Origin of the sequence: Planomonospora antibiotica (assembly GCF_014647955.1) — a bacterium.
Taxonomy (GTDB): Bacteria; Actinomycetota; Actinomycetes; order Streptosporangiales; family Streptosporangiaceae; genus Planomonospora; species Planomonospora parontospora.
Genome location: NZ_BMQE01000024.1, coordinates 1 through 26754 on the forward strand (window position 1 = coordinate 1; position 26754 = coordinate 26754).

Sequence of the window (26754 nt, forward strand, 5' to 3'; positions counted from 1 at the left end):
GTACCCAGGCCGCGGCTCTGGTCACCCGGCTCAAGGCCGAACGCGGCGAGCGGGGAGACCTCCGTCCCTGGTGAGCCCGACGGGCCGAGGGGTCAGCCCCGGTCGAGCGGGACCTGCCAGCGCAGGCGGCTGCCCCCGCCCTCGGTGCGCTCGGCGGTGAAGGCTCCGCCCAGACGCCCGGCCCGCTCGGCCAGGTTGCGCAGCCCGCTGCGCCGCCCGTCCTCGGGGATCCCGACGCCGTTGTCGCTCACCTCCAGCAGCAGCGCGCCGCCGCTCACCTCGACGAGCACCTGCGCCCTGCTCGCCCGGGCGTGGCGGGCGACGTTGGACAGCGCCTCGCGCAGCACCGCCCGCAGCTGCTCTCCGATCTCCTCGGGCACCGTGTTGTCCAGCGGCCCCTCCATCCGGATGCCGGGCATGAAGCCGAGCTGATCGCGGGCGGCCTCCACCATCTCCGTCACCCCGCCGCGCAGCGTGCGGGCCGGACCGGCCTGCGGCGGCGCCTGCAGCGCGAAGATGGTGGAGCGGATCTCCTTGATGGTCTGGTCCAGCTCGTCCACCGCGTGCTGCAGCCGCGCCGACGCGGCGGGGTTCTCGACCATGCGGACCGTGCTCATCAGCGTCATGGCCACCGCGAACAGCCGCTGGATCACGACGTCGTGCAGGTCCTTGGCGATGCGGTCGCGGTCCTCCAGCAGACTCAGCCGCTCGGCGTCGCGGCGCGCGGCGGCCAGTTCCAGCGCGATCGCCGCCTGCCCGCCCAGGGCCTCCGCCATCCGCAGGTCCGGCTCGCCGAACGGCGGCGCCCCGCTCCGCCTGGCCAGGACGAGCACGCCGCGGGCCCCATCCGTCCCGCCCAGCGGAACGGCGATGGCCGGGCCCAGCGGCACCCCCTCCAGGTGCGGCGGGTGCCCGGTGGACTCCTGCAGGTCCGGCGTGCTCTGCGGCCGGCCGGTGCGCAGCGTCACGCCCGCCAGCGACCTGTCCATCTGCATGTCCCGCGCGCGCAGCAGCTCCTCGCCGAACCCTTCGACGATCTCGATCCGCACCACGTCCTCGTGCGGGAAGCTGACCATCGCCGTGTCGGCCCCGGTCAGCTCCCGGGCGCGGCGGGCCATGATGGTGAGCACCTCCCCCGGGTCGTCACCGGAGAGCAGGCTGGTGGTCACCTCCGACGAGACCCGCAGCCAGTCCTCCCTGCGCCGGGTCTCCTCGTACAGCCGGGCGTTCTCGATGGCCACGCCCGCCGCGGCGGCCAGCGCGTTGACGACCGCCTCGTCCTCCTCCTCGAAGGCCCCTCCGCCGGCCTTCTCGGTCAGGTAGAGGTTGCCGAACACCTCGTCGCGCACCCGCACCGGCACGCCCAGGAAGCTGCGCATCGGCGGATGGCCCGCGGGGAAGCCGTAGGACTCGGGATGCTCGGCCAGGTCGGCCATCCGCAGCGTCTGCGGGTCCTTGATCAGCAGGCCGAGCAGCCCCTTGCCGTGCGGCCAGTGCTCGATCTGCGCGATCTCCTCCTCGGTGAGGCCCACCGGGATGAAGCGCTCGAGCGTGCCGCCCTCGCCGATCACGCCGAGCGCCGCGTAGCGGGCGTCGACCAGTTTGGCCGCGGCCTCGGTGATGCGCCGCAGCACGGTCTCCAGGTCCAGGTCGCTGCCGACCGAGACCACGGCCTCCAGCAGCGCGTGCACCCGGTCGCGGGTGGCGAGCACCGTCTCCAGCCGGTCCTGCAGTTCCGACAGCAGGTCGTCCAGCCGCATGTGCGGAATCAGAGATCTCTCGCCCACGCCCATCCCTCCGTCACGCCCCGGCTCATCCCCAAGTCTCCCACCCGGCACCGGGTGGTCGGAAAGAGCGCCCGCCCCGGCGGGGCGGGGCGCGGGCTCCCCGGTCCCGAGGTCCCCTCCCCCGGGGACCTTCGGCCCTGCCCGCGGGGCCGGGCGGTGCGCCAGCCTCGGAAGGGACCAAGGAGGTTCCGCCATGCTCAGCCCACTCGCCACCCACGCCGGTCTGCGGCGGCTCGTCACCGCGGCGGGCGCCGCACCGTCGGTGCACAACACCCAGCCGTGGCGCTTCGGCGTCCACCGCCGCGAGCACATCGAGCTCCACGCCGACCCGGACCGCCGGCTCCCGGTGGCCGACCCGCGCGGCCGGTCGCTCCACATCAGCTGCGGCGCGGCCCTGTTCAACCTGCGACTGGCCCTGCGCGTCGCCGGCTGGCGGCCCGTCTCCTGGCCGCTGCCCGCGATCGGGGACGCCGGGTCCACCCTGCTCGCCGCGGTGCGGCCGGTGCGCGCTCCACTCGCCTCGGCGGCCGAGCACGAGCTGTACGCCGCCATCCAGGACCGGCGCACCAACCGCCGGCCCTTCTCCGACGCCCTCGTCCCCGCGGGGGTCATGGCGGAGCTGGCCGCGGCGGTCCGGATGGAGGGCGCCGACCTGGTCCGCGTGGGCGGCCCGGCGGGCACCGCGCTGCTGGAGGAGGTCGCCATGGCCGAGGAGCGGCTCGCGGGCGACGCCGGTTACCGCGCCGAGCTCGCCCGGTGGACGGGCGGGGGCGGGCAGCGCCGCGACGGGCTCCCGCCCTACGTCCAGGGCCCGCGCCCCGACGGCGTCTCCGTGCCCGTCCGCGGCTTCGCGCGGGCGAACGGGGAGACCGCCCGCTTCGAGGCCCGGCCGCAGCTGGTGGTCGTGACGACCACCGGGGACGGGCCGCAGGACTGGCTCCGCGCCGGCCAGGCGCTGCAGCGCATGCTGCTGGTCGCCACCCTGCACGGGGTGTCGGCCTCGTTCCTCAACCAGCCGCTGGACCTGCGCGACATGCGCCGCCACAGCGATCCGCGGCACCGGCGCGGCCACCCCCAGATGATCGTCCGGATCGGCTACGGGCCGGCCGTGCCGCGTGCGCCCCGGCGCCCGGTCCCGGAGGTCCTCAGCGCCGCTTGAACGGCCGCGCGAACGGCCGCCGCGGTGCCGCACGGCCGGCCGGTTCGTGACGAAGGTCCCGTCCCCCGGTGACGTCCGCCTCCGGCCCGCACGCCCTCCGGGGGACGACCATTGACCGCAGACGGAATCAAACAGGAGGTCCCACCATGAGCACGACGACCGAGACCGGGCGAGCGGCCGGGCAGGGCGCCTGGCGCGGCTTCCAGCCGGGCATCTGGTGCTCCGCCGTCGACGTGCGGGACTTCGTTCGCACGAACCACACCCCCTACACCGGCGACGACGGCTTCCTGGCCGGACCGACGGCGCGCACGCTGGCCGTCTGGGACCGCCTGACCGCCATGTTCCCCGCCGAGCGGGAGCGCGGCATCCACGACGCCGACGTCTCGACCCCGTCGACGATCACCTCGCACGCCCCCGGATACATCGACCGGGACAACGAGCTGATCGTCGGACTGCAGACCGACGCCCCGCTGAAGCGGGCGATCATGCCCAACGGCGGGCTGCGGATGGTCGAAAGCGGCCTGGCGGCCTACGGGTACACGCTCGACCCCCGGGTCAAGGAGGTCTTCACCAAGTACCGCAAGACCCACAACGCCGGCGTGTTCGACGCCTACACGCCCCGGGTGCGCGCGGCCCGCCGCTCGCACCTCGTCACCGGTCTGCCCGACGCCTACGGCCGCGGCCGGATCATCGGCGACTACCGGCGCGTCGCCCTTTACGGTGTAGATCAATTGATCGCGGCCAAGAAGGCCGAACTGCACACCCTGGACGAGGCGCCCTCCACCGCGGACGTCATCCGCGACCGGGAGGAACTGGCCGAGCAGGTCCGCGCGCTGGGCGAGCTGGCGCAGATGGCCGCCTCCTACGGCTTCGACGTCTCCCGGCCCGCCGCGACGGCGCAGGAGGCGGTCCAGTGGCTGTACTTCGGCTATCTGGCCGCGGTCAAGGAGCAGAACGGCGCCGCCATGTCGCTGGGCCGCACCTCCACCTTCCTGGACGTCTACCTCCAGCGCGACCTGGACGAGGGCGTGATCGACGAGGTCCGGGCCCAGGAGCTGATCGACGACTTCGTGATCAAGCTGCGGATCGTCCGGTTCCTGCGCACCCCCGAGTACGACCAGCTCTTCTCCGGCGACCCGACCTGGGTCACCGAGTCGATCGGCGGCATGGGCCGCGACGGCCGCACCCTGGTCACCAGGACGAGTTTCCGCTTCCTGCAGACCCTGCACAACCTCGGGCCCGCGCCCGAGCCCAACCTGACCGTGCTCTGGTCGCCCGACCTGCCGGACGGCTTCAAGCGGTTCTGCGCGCGGACCTCCATCGAGACCAGCTCGATCCAGTACGAGAACGACGAGCTGCTGCGGCCTGCGTTCGGCGACGACACCGCCATCGCCTGCTGTGTCTCCGCGATGCCGGTGGGCCGGCAGATGCAGTTCTTCGGCGCCCGGGTGAACCTGGCCAAGACCCTGCTGTACGCGATCAACGGCGGCCGCGACGAGATCACCGGCGAGCAGGTCGGCCCCGCGCACCCGCCGGTGACCGGTGAGCGGCTCTCCTACGACGAGGTCGCCGCCGCCCTGGACAGGATGATGGACTGGCTGGCCGAGACCTACGTCGACGCGCTCAACGTCATCCACTACATGCACGACAAGTACGCCTACGAGCGCATCGAGATGGCACTGCACGACTACCCGGTCAAGCGCACCCTCGCCTGCGGCATCGCGGGCCTGTCTGTGGCCGCCGACAGCCTGTCGGCCATCCGGTACGGCGGCGTGCGGGTGGTCCGCGACGAGACCGGCCTGGCGGTGGACTACGTCGTCGAGGGCGACTACCCCGCCTTCGGCAACGACGACGACCGCGTCGACGACATCGCCGCCGGACTGGTCCGGAGCTTCATGAACAAGATCCGCGCCTACCCGTCCTACCGCGGCGCCGAGCACACCCAGTCGGTGCTGACCATCACCTCCAACGTGGTGTACGGCAGGCACACCGGCAGCACCCCCGACGGCCGCCGCGCGGGCGAGCCGTTCGCGCCCGGCGCCAACCCGATGAACGGCCGCGACCGGCACGGCCTGGTCGCCTCCGCGCTCTCGGTCGCCAAACTCCCGTACGAGGAGGCCAGGGACGGCATCTCGCTGACCAGCACGGTGACGCCGGCCGGGCTGGGCCGTACGCCCGAAGAGCGGGTCGCCAACCTCGCGGGCGTGCTCGACGGCTACTTCGACGGGGGCGGCTTCCACATGAACGTCAACGTCCTGGGCCGCGAGACCCTGCTGGAGGCGATGGAGCACCCGGAGAAGTACCCGCAGCTCACCATCCGCGTCTCCGGCTACGCCGTCAACTTCGTCCGCCTCACCAGAGAGCAGCAGCTCGATGTCCTCAACCGCACCTTCCACGGCTCGGTCTGACGCCGCGGCCCGGCCCGCCACCGGCACCACAGCCGGGACCGCGCCCGTGACCGGCTCCGTCCACTCCTGGGACCTGTCCACCGGCGTGGACGGGCCGGGCACCCGCTTCGTGGTGTTCACCTCCGGCTGCCCGCTGCGCTGCCTGTACTGCCACAACCCCGACACCTGGCGGATGCGCGACGGCCGGCCCGCCACGGTCGACGAGCTGGTGGCCCGGGCCGAGCGCTACCGGCGGTTCATCGAGATCACCGGCGGCGGCGTCACCGTCAGCGGCGGCGAGCCCCTGCAGCAACCGGCCTTCACCGGCGAGTTCCTGCGCCGCTGCCACGGCAGCGGCCTGCACACGGCCCTGGACACCTCCGGCTACCTGGGCGCCCGCGCGAGCGACGCGATGCTGGCCGACGTCGACCTCGTCCTGCTGGACGTCAAGTCCTGGAACCCGGAGACCTACCGGAAGACGACCGGGAACGAGATCGCCCCGACGCTGCGCTTCGCGCGCCGCCTGGCCGAGCTGGGCACACCCACCTGGATCCGGTTCGTCCTGGTCCCGGGCCTGACCGACGCCGAGGACAACGTCGACGGCCTGGCCCGCTTCACCGCCACCCTGCCCAACGTCGAGCACGTCGACGTCCTGCCGTACCACCGGTTGGCCGAGGCGAAGTACGCCGGGCTCGGCCTGCCCTATCCGCTGCCCGGTGTCGAGCCGCCGGACGCCGCCCTCCTGGAGCGCGTGCACGCGCAGTTCCGCGCCCACGGGGTGCGCAGCCGCTGAGACCCGGACCGGCGGGGCGGCGTGCCCCGCCCGCGCGGTCCGCGGCCTCCCCGGAGCGCCCCGCCGGGGCCTCACCCGCATGATCACGCCCCCCGGAGCGCCCCGCCGGGACCCCACCCGCATGATCGCGGCCTCCCCGCGGCCCCGCCGGATCTCACCCGCGTGAGTCCCGCAGCACCCTGAAGGTGATCCCCGCCCGCTGCAGGCGGCCGATCAGCGCCTCGCCCATCGCCGCCGCGGTGGTGGTCTGGCCTGCCGTCTCCGGCAGGTCGTCGAAGGCCAGGCAGAGCGCGGACTCCCCCAGCATCTTCGCGGTCTCGTCGTAACCGGGGTCGCCTCCGGAGACCTCGGTCACCACGCGCTCGCCGCCGCCGCGCCCGTCGAAGGTGACGGTGAACCAGCTCTTCGCCCGCTGCTCCGGGGTGGGCCCGCCGCCGGCCGGGAAGCGCTCCAGCAGCCGGGAGCGCACCGGCGGGAGCTGCGCCAGCAGCGCCAGCGCCCCGGCCCCCGCGGCCAGGCCCAGCGCCTCGGGCAGCCGCCTGACCGCCAGGTGGTGGCGGTAGGTGAAGTCCGGACCGTAGCGCTCCAGCGCACGGGCGGAGCGGGCGACGATGCGCGGGTCGATCGTGGGCAGCGGCAGCGCCCAGCCCCCGACGTTGCGCGGCGAGCCCGGCAGACCCCGCACCCGGCGGCCGGCCGGGCGCTCCTCCAGCCTCCGCCGCACGGTCGCGGCCCGCGCGCTCTGCCGGGCGCGGGAGAGCGCCGTGACGGCCGAGTGCACGGTGCCGCCCGACGGCCGCCCGCCCGCCCGCACGTATCCGTCGACGCTGATCGGCACGCCCTCCGGGAGCCGCTGCACGGTGAAGTAGACGCCCAGGTCGTGCGGGACCGAGTCGAACCCGCAGGCGTGCACGAGCTTGGCCCCGGTCTGCATGGCGGTCGCGTGGTGCCGGGCGAAGGCCAGGTCGACGAACTCCGGCTCGCCGGTGATGTCGGCGTAGTGGGTGCCCGCCGCAGCGCAGGCGGCGACGAGCGGCCCGCCGTGGAGGATGTACGGGCCCACGGTGGTGGCGACCACCCGGGTCCGACGGGCGATCTCCGCCAGCGAGGCCGGGTCGGAGGCGTCGGCGTGCAGCAGGGGCAGCTCCGGCAGGCCGATCCGCTCCCTGACCGCCTCCAGCCGCGCCCGGTCGCGCCCGGCCAGCGCCCAGCGCCGCCCCGGACCGGTGTTGCGGGCGAGGTACTGCGCGGTGAGCGCGCCGGTGAACCCGGTGGCGCCGAACAGCACGATGTCGTACGGACGGTCCTCAGGCATGGGGGAAGGGTCTCCCGGTCGGAGTCCTTGCGCAAGCCCGTGCGGGAAGGACCCGACCGGCGCGATCACCGCCGCGGACCCGTTCGGCGGGTGGCCGCCCTGGTTGGTAGGTTCGGGGAAACATCGGAGATACATGGACAAGCGGAGGATCGGCGCGGTGGAAGTCGAGCAGACGGCGTTGCCGGGGATCGGATTGCGGCACGAGTTCACCACACGCTCCGGACGCCGGGTCGGGGTCGTCTCCCACCGGACCGGCCGCCGCGACCTGGTGATCTACGACAAGGAGGACCCCGACCGCGCGTGCGAGGTCGTCAAGCTGAACGACGAGGAGGCCGACGCGCTGGTCGAGCTGCTCGGCGCCCCGCGCATCGTGCAGCGCCTCAACGCCCTGCACCGCGAGGTCGAGGGCCTGGTCAGCCTGCAGCTGCCGATCGCCCCCGGCTCGCCGTACGACGGGCGGACCATGGGCGACGCGCGTGTGCGCTCCCGCACCGGCGCGTCCATCGTGGCCGTGGTCCGCGCCGGCCAGGTCTTCGCCAGCCCGGCCCCGGACTTCGGGCTCACCGGCGACGACATCGTGGTCGTGGTGGGCAGCCCGGACAGCACCGACGCCGTCGCCGACATCTTCACCAACGGTTAGGCCGCGAGTGCACCACACTGCGATCCTGTTCCTGGAGTTCGGCGCGGTCCTGCTCGGGCTCGGCATCCTCGGAGCGCTGGCGCTGCGCGTCGGCATCTCCCCCATCCCCCTCTACCTGATCGCCGGCCTGGCCTTCGGCACCGGCGGCATCGTGCCCCTGGCCACCAGTGAGGAGTTCATCGCCACCGGCGCCGAGCTCGGCGTCATCCTGCTGCTGCTCACCCTCGGCCTGGAGTACAACGCCGACGAGCTCGTGACCAGCCTCAAGGGCAACGCCCGCGCCGGCATCGTCGACCTGGTGCTCAACGCCGCGCCCGGCGCGGTCTGCGCGCTGCTGCTCGGCTGGGGCCCGGTCGCCGCCGTGGCGATGGCCGGCGTCACCTACGCCACCTCCTCCGGCATCACCGCCAAGGTCCTGTCCGACCTGGGCTGGATCGGTAACCGCGAGACCCCGGTGGTGCTCTCGCTGCTGGTCTTCGAGGACCTGACCATGGCGGTCTACCTGCCGGTCCTGACCGCGATGCTGGCGGGCCTGTCCCTGGCGGGCGGGGCGGTCACCGTGGCGATCGCGCTGGCCACGGTCAGCGTGGTGCTGCTGGTCGCGCTCCGCTACGGGCGGTTCATCGAGGCGTTCGTCTCCAGCCCGAACTCCGAGGTGCTGCTGCTGAAGGTCGTCGGGCTCGCGCTGCTGGTCGCCGGGATCGCCCAGCACCTGCAGGTGTCGGCCGCGGTGGGCGCGTTCCTGGTCGGCATCGCCCTGTCGGGGGAGCTGGCCGAGGACGCCCAGGCGCTGCTGGCCCCGCTGCGCGACCTGTTCGCCGCGGTCTTCTTCGTCTTCTTCGGCCTGCAGACCGATCCGGCGAAGATCCTGCCCGTCGCCGGGCTGGCCGCCGCGCTCGCCCTGGTGAGCATGGCGACCAAGCTGCTCACCGGCGTCTACGCGGCCCGGCGGGCGGGCATCGCCCGGGCGGGCCGGATCCGCGCCGGCATCGCGCTCATCCCGCGAGGCGAGTTCAACATCGTGATCGCCGGACTGGCGGTGGCCGCCGGCGCCCACCCGGACCTGGGGCCGCTGGCCGCCGCCTACGTCCTCATCCTGGCGGCGTTCGGCCCGCTGGCCGCGCGCCTGGTCCAGCCGTTCATCACCCGCATCGCCGCTCGCGGCGCCTGACCGGCGGTCCCGGCGGGAGCCTCTCCCGGGCTCCCGCCGGGAACACCCGGCTCTTCCCCCCGCCCGTACGACCGCGCCGACCCGGCAGCGCTCCGCCACCCGCACGACCGCGCCGGCCCGGAGCTCTACCGCGCCGCAGCGCGCCGGCCGTCCCGCTCTCCGGCGGCCGCCCCGCCGAGCGCCTGCGCGTGGCTCTCGTACTCGGTGATGAAGTCGCCGGGGAATCCGACCTCGAACTCCGCCGCCGCCTCCAGCCGCCGGACCGCCTCCCCGGGCAGGACTACGTCGGCCGCGCCCAGGTCGTCGGCGAGCTGGGCGAGGTCCCGCGCGCCGACGATCGGGTGCACGGCGGCCGACCGGGTGCGGGTCCAGGCGATCGCCACCTGCGCCGCCGAGGCGCCGAGCTCGCGCGCGACCTCCTGTACGGCGTGCGCGACCGCGTGGTCCCGGGAGGTCAGGGAAGCCGGGTCGACGCGGGTGGCCCCCGTCTCCGTGCTCTCCTTCGGAATCCCTCCCGGCCCGGTGAACTTGCCCGACAGGACGCCTCCGGCGAGCGCTCCCCACACGGCGACGCTCATCCCGAACGCCTCCGCCATCGGCAGCAGTTCCCGTTCGGCGTCCCGCCTGAGCAGGTTGTACGGCACCTGCATCCCCGCGAACGGCGTCCAGTCCCGCCACTCCGCCAGCGTGTTGGCGCGGCTGACCAGCCATGCCGGGGCGTCGGACATCCCGACGTAGAGGATCTTCCCGGCGCGCACGGCGTCGTCCAGCGCCCGCATCGTCTCCTCCACCGGGGTGTGGCGGTCCCAGATGTGCACCCAGTACAGGTCGATGTAATCGGTCCGCAGCCGCCGGAGGCTGTCCTCCAGGGACAGGACGAGGTTCTTGCGGTGGTTGCCGGCGGCGTTCGGGTCGGTGCGGTCACGGGAGAGCGTGTACTTGGTGGCGACGACGAAGCGGTCGCGGCGGCCCGCCAGGAGCTCGCCGACGACGTCCTCGCTCTCCCCGTACGCCGAGGCCGTGTCGATGACGTTGCCTCCGGCGTCGGCGTAGGCGTCGAGCATGGCGCGGTACTCCCGCAGCGCGTCGGGGCCGCCGCGCTCGTAGAAGGACATCGCGCCGAAGAACAGTTCGGACACCCGCAGGCCGGTCCGGCCCAGCAGTCGGTAGCGCAAAGAAGATCCCTTTCATCGGCCGTGTTCGGGCGGCTCTCCGCTCACGGGCGGCCCCCGCGATCCGCCGTCCGGCTGCGGGGCCTCGCCACGGCGGATTCCGCCGCGGCTCCGAGCATCCCGGGCCGGCCGAGATCCTCGCCGCGCTCGCCGACGCCCTTGGGCTCTCCTCCGACGAGCGGGTCCACCTGCACCGCCTCGTCAAGGCGATGACCGGCGGTGCCTGCCAGGGCGGCGGCACGCACCCTGACCGCACGGTACGCCCCACGGTGAGGGCGCTGCTCGACCGGCTCGAACCGGCTCCGGCTCTGGTGGCCGATCGGCTGGGCGAGGTCCTCGCCTGCACGACCGGCTACGAGCGGCTCGCGGGACCGGCCGGGCTGCTGGAGGCGCGTCCCGCCAACCTCACCCGGTTCGTCTTCGCCGACGCCCGCGCGCGGACCGTCTTCCCCGACTGGGAGCGGGTCGCCGACGAGCTGGCCGCCGGGCTCAGGGCCGCCGCGTCCCTCGGTGACCATCAGGCCGCGCTCCTCGCCGGAGAACTCGCCGTCACCGCCGGTTCCCGGTTCAGCGGCCGGTTCGAGGCCGCGGCCGCCCTCCCCCGGCGCACGGGCGTGGAGCGGTGGGCGCACCCTCTGGCCGGCGAACTGCTGCTCGCCTACGAGAGCCTCGACATACCCGGCACCGACGAGCACCGCCTGATCGTCTACCTCCCGGCCGACGACGCCGCTTCAGCCGCCCTCGACCTCCTGGCCGGGACGACACGGGCGGCGGCCTGCGCGGTCCTCCCCGCGCAGGCCAGGTCAAGCGGACCATCGGATAATCCGGTAGCCGACATACCCGATCTTCATTAGCGTGACCAGGTGCCCGGTTACGACGACCTTGTCGAACAAGCCGTACACGCGTCCGTTCACGGATGGGACTTCAGCTGGCTACGCGGCCGGACGAGCGGCGGGACCCCATCATGGCGGTACACCGAGCGGGCCTCGGCGCTTCTCTCGACTGCAACGCGCCTGCTCGACCTGGACACCGGCGGCGGCGAAGTCCTGGCCTCCCTGGCTCCGCTGCCTCGTCACACTGTCGCGATGGAAGCGTGGCAGCCGAACATACCCATCGCCGCCAGGCGGCTCAGACCGCTCGATCTCGAACGCTACGAGCAGCCGCTACGGAGTCTCCATGAGCGTATCCGCTCAGAGGGCGCGTTCACCGCTCGTAGCCACCGCTTTCTGATCGAAGCCGTACTGCCTGACGTCTGAGATTCCGAGCCGTCCTGACCATCATCGGCGAGTGGTCATGGAACACGCCTCAGCCCCACGGACGGCCCGTTCCACCATCTTCATCGGACCTGGTCACAGCGGGTCACACCGTGGTCGGGCTCGCCCGCTCGGACTCCTCCGCCGAGAAAACCATCGCTGCCGCCGGCAGTGTCGTGCAGGGCGACATGTCCGACCACGACGTGATCGTGGAGCAGGCGAAGCAGGCCGACGCCGTGGCCCACCTGGCGTTCACGCTCGACTTCTCGAAGTTCGGGGAGACGGTCGAGAACGAGCTTCAGCTGCTGACCAAGGTCGCTGCGGCCCTGGAGGGCATCCGGCGTCCGCACAGTCTCCCCCTGGAGCCGGTCTGCCAGATGGCCGTCAACGACCGGAAGTCGACGACCCAGATGGTCCTGATCCCGTCGGGCATAGTCATTGCGATCTCGACGATTGACGGAATCGCTGCGATGACCAGGCGAGACAGCGCTGCGCCGGGAGGTGGAACGGCGGTCCCCGCCGCGCCCGCCGGTGGGCCGCCACCGGTCCGGGGCGGCGCGCACCGCGCGTGAACCCGGGCGTAGCGGACACAGCTTGAGCCGCTGTGAAGACGGACCATCGCCGGGAGTGATTCGCTGCGGATCGCAGGACCGGTGCGTTCCCGCGGAATGCGAGCGGCGGTGGGACGGTGAAACGCGCCGGCCCGGCCGGCAGGACCTCAGCGCTCCCCACCGGGCGCCGCGCCGAGGGCGGCCTCGTCGAGGGCGGCGGTCACCCGGCGCAGGGTGGCTCTGAGCGCCGCGAGCTCCTCCAGGCCGAGACCGGTCGCGGCGAAGATCATCCCTGGGATCTCCTCGGCGCGCGCCCTGAGCCCGGCTCCGGCGGGTGTGAGCCGTACGAGCACCGAGCGCTCGTCGGCGGCGCTGCGCTCCCGGCGGACCAGTCCCGCCGTCTCCATCCTCTTCAGCAGCGGCGAGAGCGTGCCCGAGTCGAGCCGCAGGGCCGCGCCGAGCTCCTTGACCGTGACGGGCTCGCGCTCCCAGAGCACCATCATCGCCAGATACTGCGGGTAGGTGAGGCCGAGGTCGCGCAGCAGAGTCCGGTAGACGCCGTCCAGCGCCCGCGCCGTGGCGTGCACCTCGAAACAGAGCTGGTTCTCGAGCAGCAACTTCACTCTGCCCAGCATACCGGCTTGACTTCAGGCAATTTGATTGCGCACAATCAAATTGCTTCCAATGGAAATGGAGATTCCCATGAGCGCGATCTACACCGCCATCGCCACCGCCTCGGGCCGCGAGGGACGGGCGGTCTCCTCGGACAACCGGCTGGACGTCCGGCTGGCCCCGCCGAAGGAGCTCGGCGGTTCCGGCGAGGGCACCGACCCCGAGCAGCTGTTCGCGGCCGGTTACGCCGCCTGCTTCGCCAGCGCGCTGAGCCTGGTCGCCCGGCGGCGCAGGCTCGACGTCGCCGACGCCTCGGTGACCGCCGAGGTCGGCCTGCGGGCCGACGGCGAGGCCTTCGGCCTGGCCGTCACGCTGCGTGTGGAGCTCCCCGACGAACTCCAGGGTGAGACCGGCGCGACCCTGGTCCAGGCCGCCCACCAGGTCTGCCCCTACTCCAACGCCACCCGGGGCAACATCCCCGTGGACCTGGTGATCGAGTAACCGGCGCCCCCTCGAGGCGGGCACCGGCCCGGGTGGCGGGTGACGGACTCCTGGTGGCGGGGTGGCGCACTCCTGCGAGGACGCACGGCGGGTCACGCGGTACGGCGGGCGGGCCCCTCCAGGCGGCTCCGAGCGGCTCCCGGCGGATCATTCCCCGCCCGGGTGGCACCACCGGGCCCGCAGAGCTGGTAGGACAGAGACAGCCCGCCCTGCCCCCCGCGGGCCGAGGAGTGAGAGATGACCGTCTTCACCGTCTCGTCGCACCGGCTGGACACGGCGCTCGTCGTCCAGGCGGGCGGCGAACTCGACTACGCCCACGCCCCCGTCTTCCGGGCCGAGCTGACCAGGGTCTGGGAGACCGGGACCCCCGCCACGGTGGTCGTCGACGTCACCGGGCTGACCTTCTGCGACTCGGCGGGGATCGCCGAGCTGATCTGGGCCCTGAACCGCAGCCGCGACCTGGGCACGCGCCTGGTGCTGGCCGGCGTGCACGGCGTCCTGGAGCGGATCCTGGCCATCACCGGGCTGCGCCCCGCCTTCGAGCTCTCCCCCACCGTCGGGGAGGCCCTCAGCGGGGCGTAGGGACGCCCGCGGGCACGCCGTTTCAGCCCTTGCGGTCGACCTTCTCCGACGCGAGCACGCGCGGCGCGTCCACGATCACGTCGGAGAAGATGTCCACGAGCAGGGCGATCACACCGCCGACCGCGATGATGCCCGCCCCCGCCCAGACCAGCGGCCAGTTGGGACCGAAGCACAGGGCGACGCCCCCGACCGTGAATCCCGCCAGGATGACGATCACCGCGAGCCAAGACTTGAGGCTTCCTCCGTGACTTCCAGCCATGACGTCTTCCCGTTCCTCTCGATATGGGGCACCGTCGCGCGTCGTTCGCTGCGGCGACCACGCGCTCCGGCGTCTGTTGAAGGTCCTGCGGTTCGGCAGGTTCCTGCCCGGACGCCTCACGATCGTAGGCGGTATCCCCCCCGCCCCGCGCCGCAGGTCCCGTCCTCGCGGGTCGGACCGCACGGCCGGGACGTCCCGGCCCCGGCCGCCGCGCCGTCCTCCGATCCGGCCGGGCGCATGAACAGCGGAAAGAACATACCCGGATGAAGATGGAGCAATCCCACGGTCTCCGACGTCGCACCGGAAAGTCGGCGCCCCATGGCGTCTCGGCGTCCCACTCGCGCCCGCCGCCGCCTCCGGCGGCTTCCGGAGGCACTTCCGGTGGCGCGGAGGCGCCCTCCCGGCGGCACGGCCGCCCGGGATCGGCCGGCAGGCCACCCGCACCGCCCATCCGGTGCCATAAATTAATATTAGTGATACAAACCGTCACCTTTCCGGCATCCGGTCCGCCAGAGGAGCCCCATGTTCCACAGCAAGCCCATCGAGGAGCGGATCGCCGAGCGGGAGGCCCGGCGCAAGCCGCTCAAGGAGGGCAGGCACTTCGAGCACGGGCCGGCGAAGTTCCTGTTCATCTTCATCATCGTGTTCGTCGTCATCGGCCACATCGCGGGACTGCTCTTCCTGATGGCCATCGGCCTGCACTGAGCCGGTCCGTCCGCCGGGCCGGGGGCCGACACACGGGCGGCCCCGCAGGCACGCGTCGGAGGCCGGTTTCGGACATGAGAGGATGACGATCAGGCCGGGCCGGAGTTGGACTGCCCGCCGGTGACCAGGAGGTCCGCATGCCCGACATCACCCCAGAACCCGAGAACACCGACTCGCAGCCCGAGAGCTCCGAGGACGAGATGAAGCGCAGGTTCCGCGAGGCCCTCGAACGCAAGAAGCTCTCCCAGCCGGGAGCCGGCGAAGGCGGCCGGGGCAGGAACGGTTCGAAGATCCACGGCGCCCACGGTCCGGCCTCCGGCCGGCGTTCCTTCCGGCGCAAGAGCGGCTGACCCTCCCGCTCCGTGTCCGGCGCGTGTCCGGACAGGCCGCGGCCCCGGTCCCGGGGAACCGGGATCGGGGCCGTGTGCGTGTCCGTGCGGCGTCTCGGCCGGGAGGCCGGACCCCTTTTACCGGACGCTGCGCCTGCCGTACAGGCTCACCGCCAGGATGACTCCGACGGCGGCGACGGCGATCTGCAGGACCAGTTCGATCCAGTCGATGCCGCCGGTGCTGGCGACGCCGAAGGCGCCGGCGATGGCGGTGCCGATGAGCGCGGCGACGATGCCGATCACGACGGTCAGCCAGATCGGGATGCCCTGCCGTCCCGGGACGACCAGGCGGCCCAGGGCTCCGATGATGGCGCCGATGACGATGGCGGTGATGATGCCGGTGACTGTCATGTTCCACACTCCCTCTTGTTCGAGCCGACCTCCGTCTGCCCCGGCGGGCAGGGCCGACACATCACGGATCGATCACGGTCTCGCGACCGCTCTTGATGACCGGCCGCGCCGGGGTTCCGCTCACGCGGTCTCGTCCTCGATGATCTGGAAGGCCGCGGTGGAGCCGCTCGCGGCCGACTCGATCGCGCCCTGCGTCTCGGTGATGGTGTCCCCCGCGGCGTACAGGCCCGGGACGCTGGTACGGCAGGAGCCGTCGGTCTTGACGTAGCAGTCCTCGCGCAGGGCCAGGCCCCTGTCCTTCGCGAGTCTGGAGACCAGCGGGACCGGGCACTGGTCGAGCTGCCACAGCAGGGTCCCCCGCTCGACGACCGCGCCGTCGTCCAGCTCGACCGCGTGCAGGTCGCCGCCGTCGTGGCGCAGCCCGCGGATCCTCCCGGTGACCGTCTCCACGCCGAGGTCGCCCGCCGGGACGTCCCCGTCGGTGAAGACGATCACGTCGTCGCTCCAGGCGGCGTACGCGCCGGGCGCCTTCCTGGCGAACTCCGGATCGGCGGTGACCACCCCCCAGGCGCGCTCGCGGTTCTCCCAGCCCGAGCAGAAGGGGCAGTGGATGATGGTCGCGCCCCAGCACTCCCGGAACCCCTCCAGCTCGGGAATGACGTCGATCATCCCCGTGGCGAGCAGCACCCGCCGGGCCCAGAGCGGACCGCCGCCCTCCGTGACCACCTCGAACCCGCCTCCGCCCGGGTCGGGGACCAGGTCCACGGCCTCGGTCTCGTGGAGTTCGGCCATGCCGTACCGGGCGAGGTCGCTCCAGGCGCGGCTCCGGTACTCGGCGGGGCTCACCCCGTCCAGGCCGAGGATGCCGTGCACGCCGTGCGAACCCGCGTTGCGGGGGTCGGCCGGCGACTCCAGTACCGCGACGCGGCGCAGGGACCGGCTGAGTGTCATGGCCGCGGTGAGCCCGGCGGGCCCGCCGCCGATGATCGCGACGTCGTAGTGCTGCATGCCGGTCCCCTGCCCCGGGGCCGTGCCCCGTCACCTCCGAGGCCTTCCCCGAGGCCACGGCCGCTCAGTGGGCCGAGGCCGACCGCTACGACCCGGGCGCGGTCGACGCCGAAGTTCGACGCCCTCGACGCGCTCAACCCGCAGCAAGGAGCCCGCGCAGGACCCACCGGCTCAGTCACGCGCTGCCGGTGTCAGGGCGGCGTTCCAGAAGTCGGCGTAGCGGCCGCCGCGGCGGAGCAGCTCGTCGTGGCGTCCTTCTTCCACGATCCGGCCGCCCTCGAGAAAGGCGATGCGATCGGCGCGCTGGACCGTCCGCATCCGATGGGCGACCACCACGACCGTCCGGCCGGCCATCAGGCGTTCGATGCCCTCGTGGACGGCCGCCTCGTTCACCGGGTCCAGCGCGGAGGTCACCTCGTCCAGCAGCACGATGGGCGCGTCCTTCAGCAGAGCCCGCGCGATCGAGACGCGCTGGCGCTCGCCGCCCGACAGCAGGGCGCCGCCCTCGCCGACATTCGCCGCCCATCCGCCGGGAAGCCGCTCGATCACCTCGTCCAGCCGCGCGGCGCTCGCCGCCGTCCGCAGCTCGGCGCCGGTGGCCTCGGGGCGGCCCAGCCGTACGTTGTCCTCGATCGTGCCGTCGAAGAGGTAGACGTCCTGGAAGACGATGGCCAGCTGGGACATCAGCGTCTCGGTGCCCATCGAGCGCACGTCCGCGCCGCCCACGCGCACCGCGCCCGCGTCCACGTCGTGGAAGCGCGCGAGCAACTGCAGCAGTGTGCTCTTGCCCGCGCCCGAGGGGCCGACCACGGCAAGGCGCCGTCCCTCGGGCACGGACAACGACAACTCGTCGAACACCGCGCGGTCGCCGTGCCGGAAGGCGACGGCCTCCAGCTCCAAGCCGTGCCCCACCGGCTGGACCGGTTCCGGTGCCTCCGGCAGCGGCTCGGTGCGCAGGAGCGCGTCGAGTCTGGTCAGCCCGGAGCGCGCGCTGCGGAGTTTGCCGCCCATGTCCGCCAGCGACAGGACCGGATCGGCGCAGCGGGCGGCCAGCACCAGGATCGTCAGCACTTCCGCGGCACCGATGCTCCCGCCCAGCGCGAGATGGGCGCCCAGCACCAGCAACCCGGTGAACACCGCCTGCACCACGAGCGTTGAACCGATCATGCCGGGCAACACCGACAACACGGTACGGCGGGACGCCCGCTGGAGTTCCCGCAGCGCGTCGTCGAGCAACGCGAAGCGTTGGACGCTCCGGCCGCCGGCGCGCAGCACCGGCTGAGCCTGGAGATATTCGATGACCCGCGCGGTGGCCTCGGTGTCACGTTCGTGGCGGTCGGCGTCGCCGGCGGCCATCGAGCGGCCGGTCCGGATCTGGATCGCCGCCACGAGCGGCACGGCGGCCAGCGCGGCCAGGCCCAGCTGCCAGTTGAAGGCGAGCATCACGCCGACGATCGTCACAGGGGTGACGAGGGCGGAGATGTAGGGCCCCAGCAGATGAGCGATCACGCCCATCGCCTCCAGCACGCCCTGACCGGCCAGGACGGACACCTCTCCGACCCGGCCGCTGCCGTACCAGCCGAGGGGCAACCGGGCCAGATGATCGCCGAGGCGGTGGTACATGCCGCGCAGCAGCGTGATCATGGCCCAGGACGTGCAGCAGCAGGCGGATCATCGGTACTCCCCGGACTGCCAGAAGGCGGCGAACTTCCCGTTCTCCGCCAGGAGGTCGGCGGGCCTGCCCTGCTCGGCGATCGACCCGTTGTCCAGCATCACGACGGTGTCGGCGTCGGCGACCGTCTCCAGGCGGTGGGCGATGACCAGGATCGTGCGACCGCCCTCCGGCGCCGCCAGTGCCCGCCGTACCGCCTGCTCGGTCTGCGGGTCGGCGAATGCGGTCGCCTCGTCCAGGACCAGCACGGGCGTGTCGGCGAGCAGCGCGCGGGCGAGCGCGATCCGCTGCGCCTCGCCGCCCGACAGCCCGGCCTCCTGTCCGAGCACCGTGTCGTAGCCGCGTGGCAGCTCAAGAATCCGATTATGGATGTTCGCCGTCCGGGCCGCGTGCACCACCTCGTCGAGGCCGGCATGCGGTACGGCGAGCGCGATGTTGTCCGCGACCGATGCGCGCAGCAGGCGCACGTCCTGGAAGACGAAGGAGACCGTCCGGTAGAGGTCGTGGCTGCCGATCTCGCGCAGATCGACGCCGCCCAGGGTGACCGAACCGTGGGTCGGGTCGAAGAAGCGCGGCAGCAACCGGACCAGCGTGGACTTGCCGCTGCCCGAGGGCCCGACGATCGCGGTGACCGTGCCCGGTTCGAGGACCAGGTCGATCCCGCGCAGCACCTCGCGATCGGCTTCGTAGCCGAAGCGGACGCCACGCAGTTCCACCCGGTGGCCCTGCGGTGGGAGCGGGTGCGCGGGCTCCGGCAGCGGCGCCACCTCGAGCACGTCCCGGATCCGGCCGGCCGCGCGCCTGGCGGCCTGCAGGTCGTCGAAACCGTGGGCGATGAGGGCCGCCACCGGAGCGGTCAGGCCCAGTCCCAGCAGCAGGAAAGGCAGCAGGTCGGCCGGGGGCAGGCCACCGGCCGTGATCAGGGCGGTGCCGCCGATCAGCACGACCAGCAGCACGAACGGCGGTGACAGCACCAGCTGCATTCCGGCGGCGATCACGGAGAGGCCGCGCACGAAGCGGTGGTAGACGCCGACGAAGTCGTCGGTGGCCGTGCGGAACCTGTGGTGGGCGCGTCCGGAACCGCCGAACGCCTTGACCACCGCGATGCCCTGGACGAACTCGACGACGGAGTCGGCGATCCGCCCCATGGCCGCATCGAACCGCTTCTCCTCACGCAGCCGGGCCGGGGTCATCATCAGCGGGAGGTGCGCCACGGCCAGCACCACCGGGATCAGCGTGATCAGCGTGAGCCGCCAGTCGACGGTGAACAGGTAGACCAGCGAGAGCAGCGGCAGCACGAACGCGGCGACGAGCTCGCCGGGCGCGTGGGCGATGAACGGGTGCACGGCGCTGACGTCCTCGCCCACCACCTTGGCCAGCTCGCCGGTGCGGCGGCGGGAGAACCAGCCGATCGGCACCCGGCCCAGCCGGGCGGCCAGTTGCCGGCGAAGCGCGAGCTGCACCTCGCCGTCCACGATGTGCCCGATCCCGGACGACGCGCCGGTGAACGCCAGCCGGACGAACAGCCCCGCCGCGCCGGCGAGCACCACGGACCAGACCCGGCCAGGATCGATCGGGCCGGGTGCCAGCAGGGTCCGGCCGAGTTCGGCGACCGCCAGCAGCGGCGCCAGCCCCGCGACGGCGCCGACGACCTGGAAGGCGACGACGGCCGCGAAACTCCAGGCGTGCGGGCGCAGCAGCCTGCTCAGGCTGGGTTCGTGCGCGGGATCGGGGCCGGGCGGCGGCGCGGGCGGCGGCCCGGCCTGGGCCTGTCCGGCGTCGGAGGTGATTGTCATGCCGAACGTCCTTCCTTGCGTCGAGCGGTCAGGGGCGCTCCCCGGCGGGGAGCAGGGAGCCGATGGCGGGAGTCACTCGCCGAGGGACTCCCGGAGGAAGGCGAGGATCTCCGCCCGGGCGGGCGTCGCCTGGGGTGCCATGCCCGGCATGCTCAGGAACGCGTGCCCCGCCCCTGGGTACTCACTGAGCCGTGCGGGCGTCCCGGCCGCCTGGAGCCGCTCGGCGTAGCGGCGGCCGTGGTCGGCGATCGGGTCGGCGGTCGGCACCACCACGAGCGCCGGGGCCAGTCCGTTCAGATCGTCGGTGTACAGCGGCGACAGCGCGCGGGCGTCGGCACCCTCGGGAACGGCCAGCCGCTGGAAGAACCGCAGCAGCGGCAAGGACAGGGTGGGCGTGGTCGCGTACCGCGTCACCGAGTCGTACGTCCAGGCCGTCGAGGTCACGTCCACCGCCGGGTTGACCAGCACCTGCGCCCGCAGCCCCAGGCCGGCGCGCCCGGCCCTGACGGCCGCCAACGCGCTGATCAGCCCGCCGCAGCTCTCGCCGAAGACGGCGACGCGGGCCGGGTCGATGCCCCATGCCCCGGCGTGCTCCACCACGTGCCGGAGCACGTCCCAGCCGTCGTCGACGGCGGCGGACAGCGGCGTCTCCCAGTCGAGGAGGCGGTGCTCGACCGAGGCGACGACCGCGGGAAGGCGGGCGGCGAGGTGGCTGTTGACCCAGTCGCTCTGCACGGCCGTGCCGACGAAGCCGCCCCCGTGCACGTGGATCACGAGGGGCAGGGCGCCTGCGGCCGAGGGGCGGTGCACCCGGACGGGGAGCTCGCGGCCGGGCAGCGCCACCTGCTGCCAGCCGATCGTGGCACCGGGGTCCGGCTCCCCGGTGATCACCCGTGCCGCCGTGGACGCCCGGACGCGGTTCTCGGCGTCCCGGAAGGCGATCAGCTCCTCGGCCGTCACCGTGGACCAGTCCGGCTCTGCGGGCCGCATCGCGGTGATGTCGTTCATGCTTCTCCCCAGGTTTCGATACCTCTGGTTTCGGAACCTACGGTAGCGCAATTCGGTATCGTGTGAGAATGACTTCGAGCACACCCGCCCGGCCGCCCGGCCGCCCGCGGTCCGGCATCAACGACGTGGTCTTCGCCGCGACGCTGAGCACCGTCCACGAGCTGGGCTACGCGCGTGCCACGGTGGAGCGCATCGCCGCCGCGGCCGGCATCGCGAAGACGACGATCTACCGTCGCTGGCCGACGAAGGGGGCGCTGATCGTGGACTGCCTGCTCGACGCGTTCGGCCCGGTGCCGCTGGAGGGCGGCAACCGGGCCGAGATCGTGTCCTCGGCCATCCGCTGGACCGCGGGCAAGATCGGCGAGCCGGGGGTGGGTGACGCGTTCGCGGGCGTGTTCAGTGACGGTGTCAGCGATCCGGAGCTGCGCGAGATCCTCTCCTCGCGGCTGCAGGACCCCTTCCGGCTCGCACTCCAGGACGCGCTCGGCGAGCCGGAGCACCGGGTCCTGTTCCTCATCGACGTCGTCGTCGGGACCCTGCTCCACCGAATGGGCATGACCGGCGAGCCGATGGTCGACGGCGACGTCGACGCGCTGGTGGAGATGGTCCTGCCGTTGTTCCGCTGAGGACGCGAGGCCGGGCTGGAGCCCGCGGACGCGCCGGAGACCCTCCCGGCACGCCGAGATCCGCCACGAACGACCTGGGCCCCGGGGCGAACGCCCCGGGGCCCTTCGCGTCCTCCCGGCGACCGCCCGCCGCCCGTCCGGGCGAAGTGCCGCGCCTTCCCTATTGTGTTCCCACACATACAGGTGTAAATACATACGAAACAACATTGAAACGGCGGTGAATCAATACCATGTACGCCGAGGAGCGGCAGCAGGAGATCCTGCGGCGCGCCCGGGGGGCCGGGCGGGTGGACGTGATGGCGCTGGCGGAGGAGTTCGCCGTCACCACCGAGACGATCCGCCGCGACCTGACCGCGCTGGAGCGGGCCGGGGTGCTGCGGCGCGTGCACGGCGGCGCCATCCCCGTGGAGCGGCTGGGCTTCGAGCCCGCGCTGGCCGCCAGGGACGAGGTGATGACCGCGGAGAAGGAGCGCATCGCCAAGGCCGCCCTCGCCGAGCTCCCGGAGGACGGCGCGGTCATCATCGACGCCGGGACGACCACCGCCCGGCTGGTGCAGGCCCTGCCGCCCGACCGGGAGCTCACCGTCATCGTCAACTCCCCGCCCCTGGCGACCGCCCTGGCCGTCCGGCCCGGCCTGAACGTGATCATGCTCGGCGGCCGGGTGCGCGGGCGGACGCTGGCCACCGTCGACGACTGGGCCCTGCGCCCCCTCGCCGACCTGCACGTGGACGTGGCGTTCATGGCGGCCAACGGCTGCTCGGTGGCCAAGGGCCTGACCACCCCCGACCCGGCCGAGGCCGCGATCAAACGGGCGATGATCGGCGCGGCGCAGCGCAGCGTGCTGCTGGCCGACCACACCAAGTTCACCAACACCTACCTGGCCCGCTTCGCCACGCTGCCGGAGATCGACCTCGTGATCAGCGACACCGGCCTGGACGCGGCGCTGGCCGCCGAGATCTCGGCCGCCGGTCCCGAGGTGGTGCGGGCATGATCGTGACGCTGACACTCAACCCCAGCCTGGACCGGACGATCGAGATCGGGGCGCTGACCCGCGGGGCGGTCATCCGCTCCGCCGACACCCACCTCGACCCGGGCGGCAAGGGGGTGAACGTCTCCCGCGCGCTGCTGGCCAACGACGTCCGGTCCTGCGCGGTCGTCCCCTACGGCGGCGACGAGGGACGGCGGCTCGTCTCCCTGCTGTCGGCCGAGGGCATCGACATGGTCACCGTACCGGTCACCGGGCCGACCCGGTCCAACGTCGCGCTGGCCGAGCCCGACGGCACCGTCACGAAGATCAACGAGCCGGGCACGGCCCTGTCCCCCGCCGAGCTGGACGCCCTCGCCGAGGCGGTGCTGGGCGCGGCGGACTCGGCGGACTGGGTGGTCGCCTCCGGCAGCCTCCCTCCGGAGGTCCCGGCCGACGTCTACGCCCGGCTGTGCCGCCGCTTCACCCGCGCGGGCATCCTCGTCGCGGTCGACACCAGCGGGCCCGCGCTGGTCTCCGCGCTGGCCGCGGAGCCCGCGCTGGTCAAGCCCAACCGGGAGGAGCTCGCCGAGGCGACCGGGCGGGCGATCACCACGCTCGGCGACGCGATCGAGGCCGCCTCGACGCTGCGCGCCCGGGGCGCGGGCACGGTCCTGGCCAGCCTCGGGCCCGACGGCGCGGTCCTGCTCCAGGGCGACCAGATCTGGTACGGCGAGGGCCCGGTGGCCGAGCCCCGCAGCACCGTCGGAGCCGGCGACGCCATGCTGGCCGGGTTCCTGGCCGCCGGGGCCAGCGGCGAGGCCGCGCTGATCGAGGCGCTGGCCTGGGCGACCGCCGCCGTCGGGCTGCCCGGCAGCCGGATGCCGGGCCCGGCCGACATCCGCCGCGACCACGTCCGCACCTTCACGGCCGATCCGGCCCTGCCGCTGCGGTCCGGGGGCTGACAGCGGCGCACCACCACCCCCCTGACCGGCGCGCCCCGCCGGTCGCCCCGGAAGGAGCACCATCCACATGACCACCGACTACACCCCCGCCGTCCAGGGGACCGGGGTGAGAGCCACCATCCAGCGCTTCGGCGGCCACCTCGCCGGAATGATCATGCCGAACATCGGCGCCTTCATCGCCTGGGGACTGATCACCGCGCTCTTCATCCCCACGGGCTGGCTGCCCAACGAGAACCTGGCCGCCCTCGTCGACCCGATGGTCAAGGTCCTGCTCCCCGTCCTGATCGGCTACACCGGCGGGCGGATGGTCCACGGACAGCGCGGCGCCGTGGTGGGCGCGGTCGCCACCATGGGCGTGGTCGTCGGCGCCGAGGTGCCGATGTTCCTCGGCGCGATGATCGTCGGCCCGCTCGCCGCCTACCTGATCAAGCTGGTGGACGGCTTCACCCAGGAGCGGACCAGGGCCGGCTTCGAGATGCTGGTGGACAACTTCACCGCCGGCATCGTCGGCGGCGCCATGGCGCTGCTGGGCGTGCAGGGCATCGGCCCGGTCATCGAGACGGTGACCGAGGCGGCGGGCGACGCCGTCGGCTGGCTGGTGGGCAACAACCTGCTCCCGCTGGCCTCGGTCCTGATCGAGCCCGCCAAGGTGCTGTTCCTCAACAACGCCATCAACCACGGCGTGCTCAGCCCGCTGGGCGTGGCCGAGGCCGCCGAGCAGGGCAAGTCGATCCTGTTCATGCTGGAGAGCAACCCCGGCCCCGGCCTCGGCCTGCTGCTGGCCTTCATGTTCTTCGGCCCCCGGGCGCTGCGCCCCAGCACCCCCGCCGCGATCGTCATCCACTTCCTCGGCGGCATCCACGAGATCTACTTCCCGTACGTCCTGATGAAGCCGCGCCTGATCCTGGCGGTCATCGCCGGCGGCGCCGCGGGCGTCTTCACCTTCATCCTCACCGGCGGCGGCCTGGTGGCCCCGCCGTCCCCCGGCAGCGTCTTCGCCTACTTCGCGGTCACCCCCAGGGGCGGCTGGCTCGCCTCGGGCGCCGGGATCCTCGTCGCCGCGGCGGTCTCCTTCGCGGTCGCGGCGCTGCTGCTCGGCTTCGGCCGGGGCGAGGAGCGGGACCCGGCCCCGGACGCCACCGCCCCGGCCCCGGTCTCGGCGGACGCGGCTCCGGAGGGGACCGCCCCCGGGGCCGCGACCGCCGCCCCACCCGCCGCCGTGCCCACCACCGCACCCGCCACCGCACCCGTCTCCAAGGAGGCATGACCCGTGACCGGCATCGACAGCAAGGACATCCGGAAGATCGTCGTCGCCTGCGACGCGGGCATGGGCAGCAGCGTCATGCTCGCCACCCAGGTCCGCCGCCAGCTCAAGGGCGAGCAGATCGAGGTGGTGCACACCCCGGTCAACTCCATCCCCGGCGACGCCGACGTGGTGCTGTGCCACGCGGGCCTGGCCGACCGGGCCAGGGCCTCGGCCCCGGGCACCGTGCTGGTCCCGTTCCAGGTCTTCATCGGCGACCCCGCGGTGACGCGGCTCATCGACACCATCAAGAAGGGCGGGACGGTCGGTGGCTGAGCCGGCCCCGCTCCCCCTCGACCCGCGCGCCGTACGGCTGGACGCCGCGGCGGCCGGGCGCGACGACGCGATCCTGCAGTGCGGCCGGGCGCTGATGGAGGTGGGCGCGGTCGAGGCCCCCTACCTCGACGCGATGCTGGAGCGCGAGCGCACCGTGTCGACCTACATGGGCGAGGGCGTCGCCATCCCGCACGGCACCCTGGCGGCCAAGGACGCCGTCCGGCACGACGCCCTGTGCGTGCTGCGCTTCCCCGGCGGCGTCGACTGGGACGGCGAGCGGGTCGCGGTCTGCGTCGGGATCGCCGCCCGCGGCGACGGCCACCTGCGGCTGCTCTCCGCGCTCGCCCGGATCCTGATGGAACCCGACCGTGCCCGGGCCCTCCGCGAGGCGGACGAGGTCGCCGAGGTGCTGCGCCTGCTGGAACCCATAGAGGAGGAAGAATGAAGGTCGCCCGTTTCCACGCCCCCGGTGACATCCGGGTCGAGGACGCCGACGAGCCCGTCGCCGGACCGGGTGAGCTCAGGATCCGCGTGCGCAACTGCTCCACCTGCGGCACCGACGCCAAGATCCTCAAGCACGGCCACCACCACATCAGGCCGCCCCGGGTCATGGGGCACGAGATCGCCGGCGAGGTGGTCGACGGGACGGACGGCTGGGCTCCGGGCGACCGGGTGCAGGTGATCGCCGCGATCCCCTGCGGGACGTGCGGCGAGTGCCGCAGGGGCCGGATGACGGTCTGCCCGAACCAGGAGTCGATGGGCTACCACTACGACGGCGGGTTCGCCGAGTACATGGTGGTTCCCGCGAAGGTCCTGGCCGTGGACGGCGTCAACCGCATCCCCGAGGGGGTCGGCTTCGCCGAGGCCTCGGTCGCCGAACCGCTCGCCTGCGTGCTCAACGGCCAGGAGCTGGCCCGGGTCGGCGAGGGCGACGACGTGGTGGTCATGGGGTCGGGCCCCATCGGCTGCCTCCACGTGCGGCTGGCCCGCTCGCGCGGCGCGGCGCGGGTCTTCCTCGTCGACGTCAACGCCGGCCGGCTGGAGGCCGCCGCCGCCCTCGTCCGGCCGGACGCCGCCGTGCACGGCGGTTCGGAGTCCGCCGGGTCCGCCGGAGATGCAGTGGAGCAGGTGCTCAAGCTGACCGAGGGCCGCGGCGCCGACGTCGTCATCACCGCCGCCGCCTCCGGCGCGGCCCAGGAGCAGGCACTGCGGATGGCGGCCCGGCAGGGGCGGATCAGCTTCTTCGGCGGCCTGCCCAAGGACGACCCGATCATCCGGTGCGACTCCAACCTGGTGCACTACCGGGAGCTGACGATCGTCGGCGCCAACGGGTCCAGCCCGGCGCACAACGCCCGGGCCCTGGAGCTGATCGCCGGCGGAGCGGTCCCGGTAGCCGACCTGATCACCCACCGGCTGCCGCTCCCCGAGGTCCTCGACGGGATCGACATCGTCAGCCGCGGCGAGGCCATCAAGGTCACCGTCGAGCCCTGAACCGCCAGACCCCACCC

At 73.2% G+C, this 26754-nt stretch carries 29 protein-coding genes; 19 read left to right on the plus strand and 10 right to left on the minus strand.

The window, feature by feature from the left end:
* Positions 1 to 92: 92 nt before the first annotated feature.
* The gene (locus IEZ06_RS21245) at positions 93 to 1793 is read right to left on the minus strand and encodes a sensor histidine kinase (RefSeq protein ID WP_189238455.1); all 1701 of its coding nucleotides are present in this window, start codon (positions 1791 to 1793) and stop codon (positions 93 to 95) included.
* A gap of 187 nt (positions 1794 to 1980) precedes the next feature.
* Here IEZ06_RS21245 and IEZ06_RS21250 point away from each other — a divergent pair, with 187 nt between their 5' ends.
* The 3 genes from IEZ06_RS21250 to pflA all read left to right on the plus strand — a co-directional run bounded on the left by IEZ06_RS21250 (position 1981) and on the right by pflA (position 6126).
* Positions 1981 to 2946: an Acg family FMN-binding oxidoreductase gene (locus IEZ06_RS21250; RefSeq protein ID WP_189238456.1), complete on the plus strand. Its 966-nt coding sequence runs from the start codon at positions 1981 to 1983 to the stop codon at positions 2944 to 2946.
* Between the two features lie 146 nt (positions 2947 to 3092).
* Positions 3093 to 5354: a formate C-acetyltransferase gene (gene pflB / locus IEZ06_RS21255; protein ID WP_189238457.1), complete on the plus strand. Its 2262-nt coding sequence runs from the start codon at positions 3093 to 3095 to the stop codon at positions 5352 to 5354.
* 46 nt (positions 5355 to 5400) lie between these two features.
* A complete protein-coding gene (gene pflA / locus IEZ06_RS21260; protein ID WP_203872061.1) occupies positions 5401 to 6126 on the plus strand; it encodes a pyruvate formate-lyase-activating protein in 726 nt (241 codons plus the stop codon).
* Between the two features lie 154 nt (positions 6127 to 6280).
* Here the strand turns inward: pflA and IEZ06_RS21265 are convergent, their stop codons facing one another.
* A complete protein-coding gene (locus IEZ06_RS21265; RefSeq protein WP_189238459.1) occupies positions 6281 to 7441 on the minus strand; it encodes a saccharopine dehydrogenase family protein in 1161 nt (386 codons plus the stop codon).
* Between the two features lie 133 nt (positions 7442 to 7574).
* Between IEZ06_RS21265 and IEZ06_RS21270 the strand changes: the two genes are divergently transcribed.
* Positions 7575 to 8081 (plus strand): cation:proton antiporter regulatory subunit, encoded by a 507-nt coding sequence (locus IEZ06_RS21270; RefSeq protein ID WP_373293900.1) that lies wholly within the window; start codon positions 7575 to 7577, stop codon positions 8079 to 8081.
* 7 nt (positions 8082 to 8088) lie between these two features.
* The gene (locus IEZ06_RS21275) at positions 8089 to 9252 is read left to right on the plus strand and encodes a cation:proton antiporter (protein ID WP_068897188.1); all 1164 of its coding nucleotides are present in this window, start codon (positions 8089 to 8091) and stop codon (positions 9250 to 9252) included.
* A gap of 125 nt (positions 9253 to 9377) precedes the next feature.
* Here IEZ06_RS21275 and IEZ06_RS21280 read toward each other — a convergent pair whose 3' ends face one another.
* Positions 9378 to 10427 carry an aldo/keto reductase gene (locus IEZ06_RS21280; RefSeq protein ID WP_189238460.1) on the minus strand — a complete coding sequence of 350 codons (1050 nt, stop codon included), beginning with the start codon at positions 10425 to 10427 and terminating at the stop codon, positions 9378 to 9380.
* Positions 10428 to 10633: 206 nt separating this feature from the next.
* Between IEZ06_RS21280 and IEZ06_RS21285 the strand changes: the two genes are divergently transcribed.
* The 3 genes from IEZ06_RS21285 to IEZ06_RS21295 all read left to right on the plus strand — a co-directional run bounded on the left by IEZ06_RS21285 (position 10634) and on the right by IEZ06_RS21295 (position 12249).
* The gene (locus IEZ06_RS21285; protein WP_189238461.1) at positions 10634 to 11278 is read left to right on the plus strand and encodes an MmyB family transcriptional regulator; all 645 of its coding nucleotides are present in this window, start codon (positions 10634 to 10636) and stop codon (positions 11276 to 11278) included.
* 9 nt (positions 11279 to 11287) lie between these two features.
* Positions 11288 to 11680 (plus strand): hypothetical protein, encoded by a 393-nt coding sequence (locus IEZ06_RS21290; protein ID WP_189238462.1) that lies wholly within the window; start codon positions 11288 to 11290, stop codon positions 11678 to 11680.
* Between the two features lie 110 nt (positions 11681 to 11790).
* The gene (locus tag IEZ06_RS21295; protein ID WP_189238463.1) at positions 11791 to 12249 is read left to right on the plus strand and encodes a Rossmann-fold NAD(P)-binding domain-containing protein; all 459 of its coding nucleotides are present in this window, start codon (positions 11791 to 11793) and stop codon (positions 12247 to 12249) included.
* Positions 12250 to 12395: 146 nt separating this feature from the next.
* Here the strand turns inward: IEZ06_RS21295 and IEZ06_RS21300 are convergent, their stop codons facing one another.
* Complete coding sequence (locus tag IEZ06_RS21300; protein WP_189238464.1) at positions 12396 to 12863, minus strand: MarR family winged helix-turn-helix transcriptional regulator; 468 nt, start codon at positions 12861 to 12863, stop codon at positions 12396 to 12398.
* 67 nt (positions 12864 to 12930) lie between these two features.
* Between IEZ06_RS21300 and IEZ06_RS21305 the strand changes: the two genes are divergently transcribed.
* Entirely contained in the window at positions 12931 to 13341 is a 411-nt protein-coding gene (locus tag IEZ06_RS21305; protein WP_189238465.1) for an organic hydroperoxide resistance protein, read from the plus strand.
* A gap of 237 nt (positions 13342 to 13578) precedes the next feature.
* Complete coding sequence (locus IEZ06_RS21310; protein WP_189238466.1) at positions 13579 to 13923, plus strand: STAS domain-containing protein; 345 nt, start codon at positions 13579 to 13581, stop codon at positions 13921 to 13923.
* A gap of 22 nt (positions 13924 to 13945) precedes the next feature.
* Here the strand turns inward: IEZ06_RS21310 and IEZ06_RS21315 are convergent, their stop codons facing one another.
* Complete coding sequence (locus IEZ06_RS21315; protein WP_068897197.1) at positions 13946 to 14182, minus strand: HGxxPAAW family protein; 237 nt, start codon at positions 14180 to 14182, stop codon at positions 13946 to 13948.
* Between the two features lie 522 nt (positions 14183 to 14704).
* Here IEZ06_RS21315 and IEZ06_RS21320 point away from each other — a divergent pair.
* Both IEZ06_RS21320 and IEZ06_RS21325 read left to right on the plus strand, forming a co-directional pair.
* Positions 14705 to 14887 (plus strand): hypothetical protein, encoded by a 183-nt coding sequence (locus IEZ06_RS21320; RefSeq protein ID WP_189238467.1) that lies wholly within the window; start codon positions 14705 to 14707, stop codon positions 14885 to 14887.
* A gap of 137 nt (positions 14888 to 15024) precedes the next feature.
* Positions 15025 to 15237: a DUF5302 domain-containing protein gene (locus tag IEZ06_RS21325; protein ID WP_189238468.1), complete on the plus strand. Its 213-nt coding sequence runs from the start codon at positions 15025 to 15027 to the stop codon at positions 15235 to 15237.
* Positions 15238 to 15354: 117 nt separating this feature from the next.
* On the opposite strand, the gene IEZ06_RS21330 is transcribed toward IEZ06_RS21325, so the two are convergent.
* The 5 genes from IEZ06_RS21330 to IEZ06_RS21350 form a co-directional block, all read right to left on the minus strand.
* Positions 15355 to 15627 carry a GlsB/YeaQ/YmgE family stress response membrane protein gene (locus IEZ06_RS21330; RefSeq protein ID WP_068897201.1) on the minus strand — a complete coding sequence of 91 codons (273 nt, stop codon included), beginning with the start codon at positions 15625 to 15627 and terminating at the stop codon, positions 15355 to 15357.
* A 120-nt stretch (positions 15628 to 15747) separates the two neighbouring features.
* The gene (locus IEZ06_RS21335; RefSeq protein WP_189238469.1) at positions 15748 to 16635 is read right to left on the minus strand and encodes an NAD(P)/FAD-dependent oxidoreductase; all 888 of its coding nucleotides are present in this window, start codon (positions 16633 to 16635) and stop codon (positions 15748 to 15750) included.
* Positions 16636 to 16806: 171 nt separating this feature from the next.
* The gene (locus IEZ06_RS21340; RefSeq protein WP_229798501.1) at positions 16807 to 18279 is read right to left on the minus strand and encodes an ABC transporter ATP-binding protein; all 1473 of its coding nucleotides are present in this window, start codon (positions 18277 to 18279) and stop codon (positions 16807 to 16809) included.
* Between the two features lie 27 nt (positions 18280 to 18306).
* Positions 18307 to 20103, minus strand: a complete 1797-nt coding sequence (locus tag IEZ06_RS21345) for an ABC transporter ATP-binding protein (protein WP_189238470.1) — start codon at positions 20101 to 20103, stop codon at positions 18307 to 18309.
* 72 nt (positions 20104 to 20175) lie between these two features.
* The gene (locus IEZ06_RS21350; protein ID WP_189238471.1) at positions 20176 to 21111 is read right to left on the minus strand and encodes an alpha/beta hydrolase; all 936 of its coding nucleotides are present in this window, start codon (positions 21109 to 21111) and stop codon (positions 20176 to 20178) included.
* Between the two features lie 68 nt (positions 21112 to 21179).
* On the opposite strand from IEZ06_RS21350, the gene IEZ06_RS21355 reads away from it, so the two are divergent.
* The 7 genes from IEZ06_RS21355 (at position 21180) to IEZ06_RS21385 (ending at position 26737) form a co-directional block, all read left to right on the plus strand.
* Complete coding sequence (locus IEZ06_RS21355; protein WP_189238472.1) at positions 21180 to 21737, plus strand: TetR/AcrR family transcriptional regulator; 558 nt, start codon at positions 21180 to 21182, stop codon at positions 21735 to 21737.
* A gap of 230 nt (positions 21738 to 21967) precedes the next feature.
* Positions 21968 to 22729 (plus strand): DeoR/GlpR family DNA-binding transcription regulator, encoded by a 762-nt coding sequence (locus IEZ06_RS21360; RefSeq protein ID WP_189238473.1) that lies wholly within the window; start codon positions 21968 to 21970, stop codon positions 22727 to 22729.
* A complete protein-coding gene (gene pfkB / locus IEZ06_RS21365; protein WP_189238474.1) occupies positions 22726 to 23667 on the plus strand; it encodes a 1-phosphofructokinase in 942 nt (313 codons plus the stop codon). Before IEZ06_RS21360 ends, pfkB begins: the two co-directional genes overlap by 4 nt.
* Before the next feature lie 67 nt (positions 23668 to 23734).
* Positions 23735 to 24934 carry a mannitol-specific PTS transporter subunit IIC gene (gene mtlA / locus IEZ06_RS21370; protein WP_189238475.1) on the plus strand — a complete coding sequence of 400 codons (1200 nt, stop codon included), beginning with the start codon at positions 23735 to 23737 and terminating at the stop codon, positions 24932 to 24934.
* 3 nt (positions 24935 to 24937) lie between these two features.
* Positions 24938 to 25246, plus strand: coding sequence for a PTS sugar transporter subunit IIBC family protein (locus tag IEZ06_RS21375; RefSeq protein ID WP_189238476.1), 309 nt, complete (start codon positions 24938 to 24940; stop codon positions 25244 to 25246).
* Entirely contained in the window at positions 25239 to 25691 is a 453-nt protein-coding gene (locus IEZ06_RS21380) for a PTS mannitol transporter subunit IIA (RefSeq protein ID WP_189238477.1), read from the plus strand. Before IEZ06_RS21375 ends, IEZ06_RS21380 begins: the two co-directional genes overlap by 8 nt.
* Positions 25688 to 26737, plus strand: coding sequence for a zinc-dependent dehydrogenase (locus IEZ06_RS21385; RefSeq protein WP_189238478.1), 1050 nt, complete (start codon positions 25688 to 25690; stop codon positions 26735 to 26737). The genes IEZ06_RS21380 and IEZ06_RS21385 overlap by 4 nt, the downstream gene beginning before the upstream one ends.
* The last annotated feature ends 17 nt before the right edge of the window (positions 26738 to 26754 follow it).

Coding starts and splice junctions, on each gene's coding strand:
- IEZ06_RS21285 (WP_189238461.1), top strand. CDS start 10,634: ATGACCGGCGGTGCCTGCCAGGGCGGCGGCACGCACCCTGACCGCACG.
- pfkB (WP_189238474.1), top strand. CDS start 22,726: ATGATCGTGACGCTGACACTCAACCCCAGCCTGGACCGGACGATCGAG.
- IEZ06_RS21355 (WP_189238472.1), top strand. CDS start 21,180: ATGACTTCGAGCACACCCGCCCGGCCGCCCGGCCGCCCGCGGTCCGGC.
- IEZ06_RS21265 (WP_189238459.1), bottom strand. CDS start 7,441: ATGCCTGAGGACCGTCCGTACGACATCGTGCTGTTCGGCGCCACCGGG.
- IEZ06_RS21310 (WP_189238466.1), top strand. CDS start 13,579: ATGACCGTCTTCACCGTCTCGTCGCACCGGCTGGACACGGCGCTCGTC.
- IEZ06_RS21250 (WP_189238456.1), top strand. CDS start 1,981: ATGCTCAGCCCACTCGCCACCCACGCCGGTCTGCGGCGGCTCGTCACC.
- IEZ06_RS21340 (WP_229798501.1), bottom strand. CDS start 18,279: ATGATCACGCTGCTGCGCGGCATGTACCACCGCCTCGGCGATCATCTG.
- IEZ06_RS21330 (WP_068897201.1), bottom strand. CDS start 15,627: ATGACAGTCACCGGCATCATCACCGCCATCGTCATCGGCGCCATCATC.
- IEZ06_RS21385 (WP_189238478.1), top strand. CDS start 25,688: ATGAAGGTCGCCCGTTTCCACGCCCCCGGTGACATCCGGGTCGAGGAC.
- IEZ06_RS21315 (WP_068897197.1), bottom strand. CDS start 14,182: ATGGCTGGAAGTCACGGAGGAAGCCTCAAGTCTTGGCTCGCGGTGATC.
- IEZ06_RS21320 (WP_189238467.1), top strand. CDS start 14,705: ATGTTCCACAGCAAGCCCATCGAGGAGCGGATCGCCGAGCGGGAGGCC.
- IEZ06_RS21305 (WP_189238465.1), top strand. CDS start 12,931: ATGAGCGCGATCTACACCGCCATCGCCACCGCCTCGGGCCGCGAGGGA.
- IEZ06_RS21325 (WP_189238468.1), top strand. CDS start 15,025: ATGCCCGACATCACCCCAGAACCCGAGAACACCGACTCGCAGCCCGAG.
- pflB (WP_189238457.1), top strand. CDS start 3,093: ATGAGCACGACGACCGAGACCGGGCGAGCGGCCGGGCAGGGCGCCTGG.
- IEZ06_RS21360 (WP_189238473.1), top strand. CDS start 21,968: ATGTACGCCGAGGAGCGGCAGCAGGAGATCCTGCGGCGCGCCCGGGGG.
- IEZ06_RS21270 (WP_373293900.1), top strand. CDS start 7,575: ATGGACAAGCGGAGGATCGGCGCGGTGGAAGTCGAGCAGACGGCGTTG.
- IEZ06_RS21245 (WP_189238455.1), bottom strand. CDS start 1,793: ATGGGCGTGGGCGAGAGATCTCTGATTCCGCACATGCGGCTGGACGAC.
- IEZ06_RS21350 (WP_189238471.1), bottom strand. CDS start 21,111: ATGAACGACATCACCGCGATGCGGCCCGCAGAGCCGGACTGGTCCACG.
- mtlA (WP_189238475.1), top strand. CDS start 23,735: ATGACCACCGACTACACCCCCGCCGTCCAGGGGACCGGGGTGAGAGCC.
- IEZ06_RS21335 (WP_189238469.1), bottom strand. CDS start 16,635: ATGCAGCACTACGACGTCGCGATCATCGGCGGCGGGCCCGCCGGGCTC.
- IEZ06_RS21300 (WP_189238464.1), bottom strand. CDS start 12,863: ATGCTGGGCAGAGTGAAGTTGCTGCTCGAGAACCAGCTCTGTTTCGAG.
- IEZ06_RS21345 (WP_189238470.1), bottom strand. CDS start 20,103: ATGACAATCACCTCCGACGCCGGACAGGCCCAGGCCGGGCCGCCGCCC.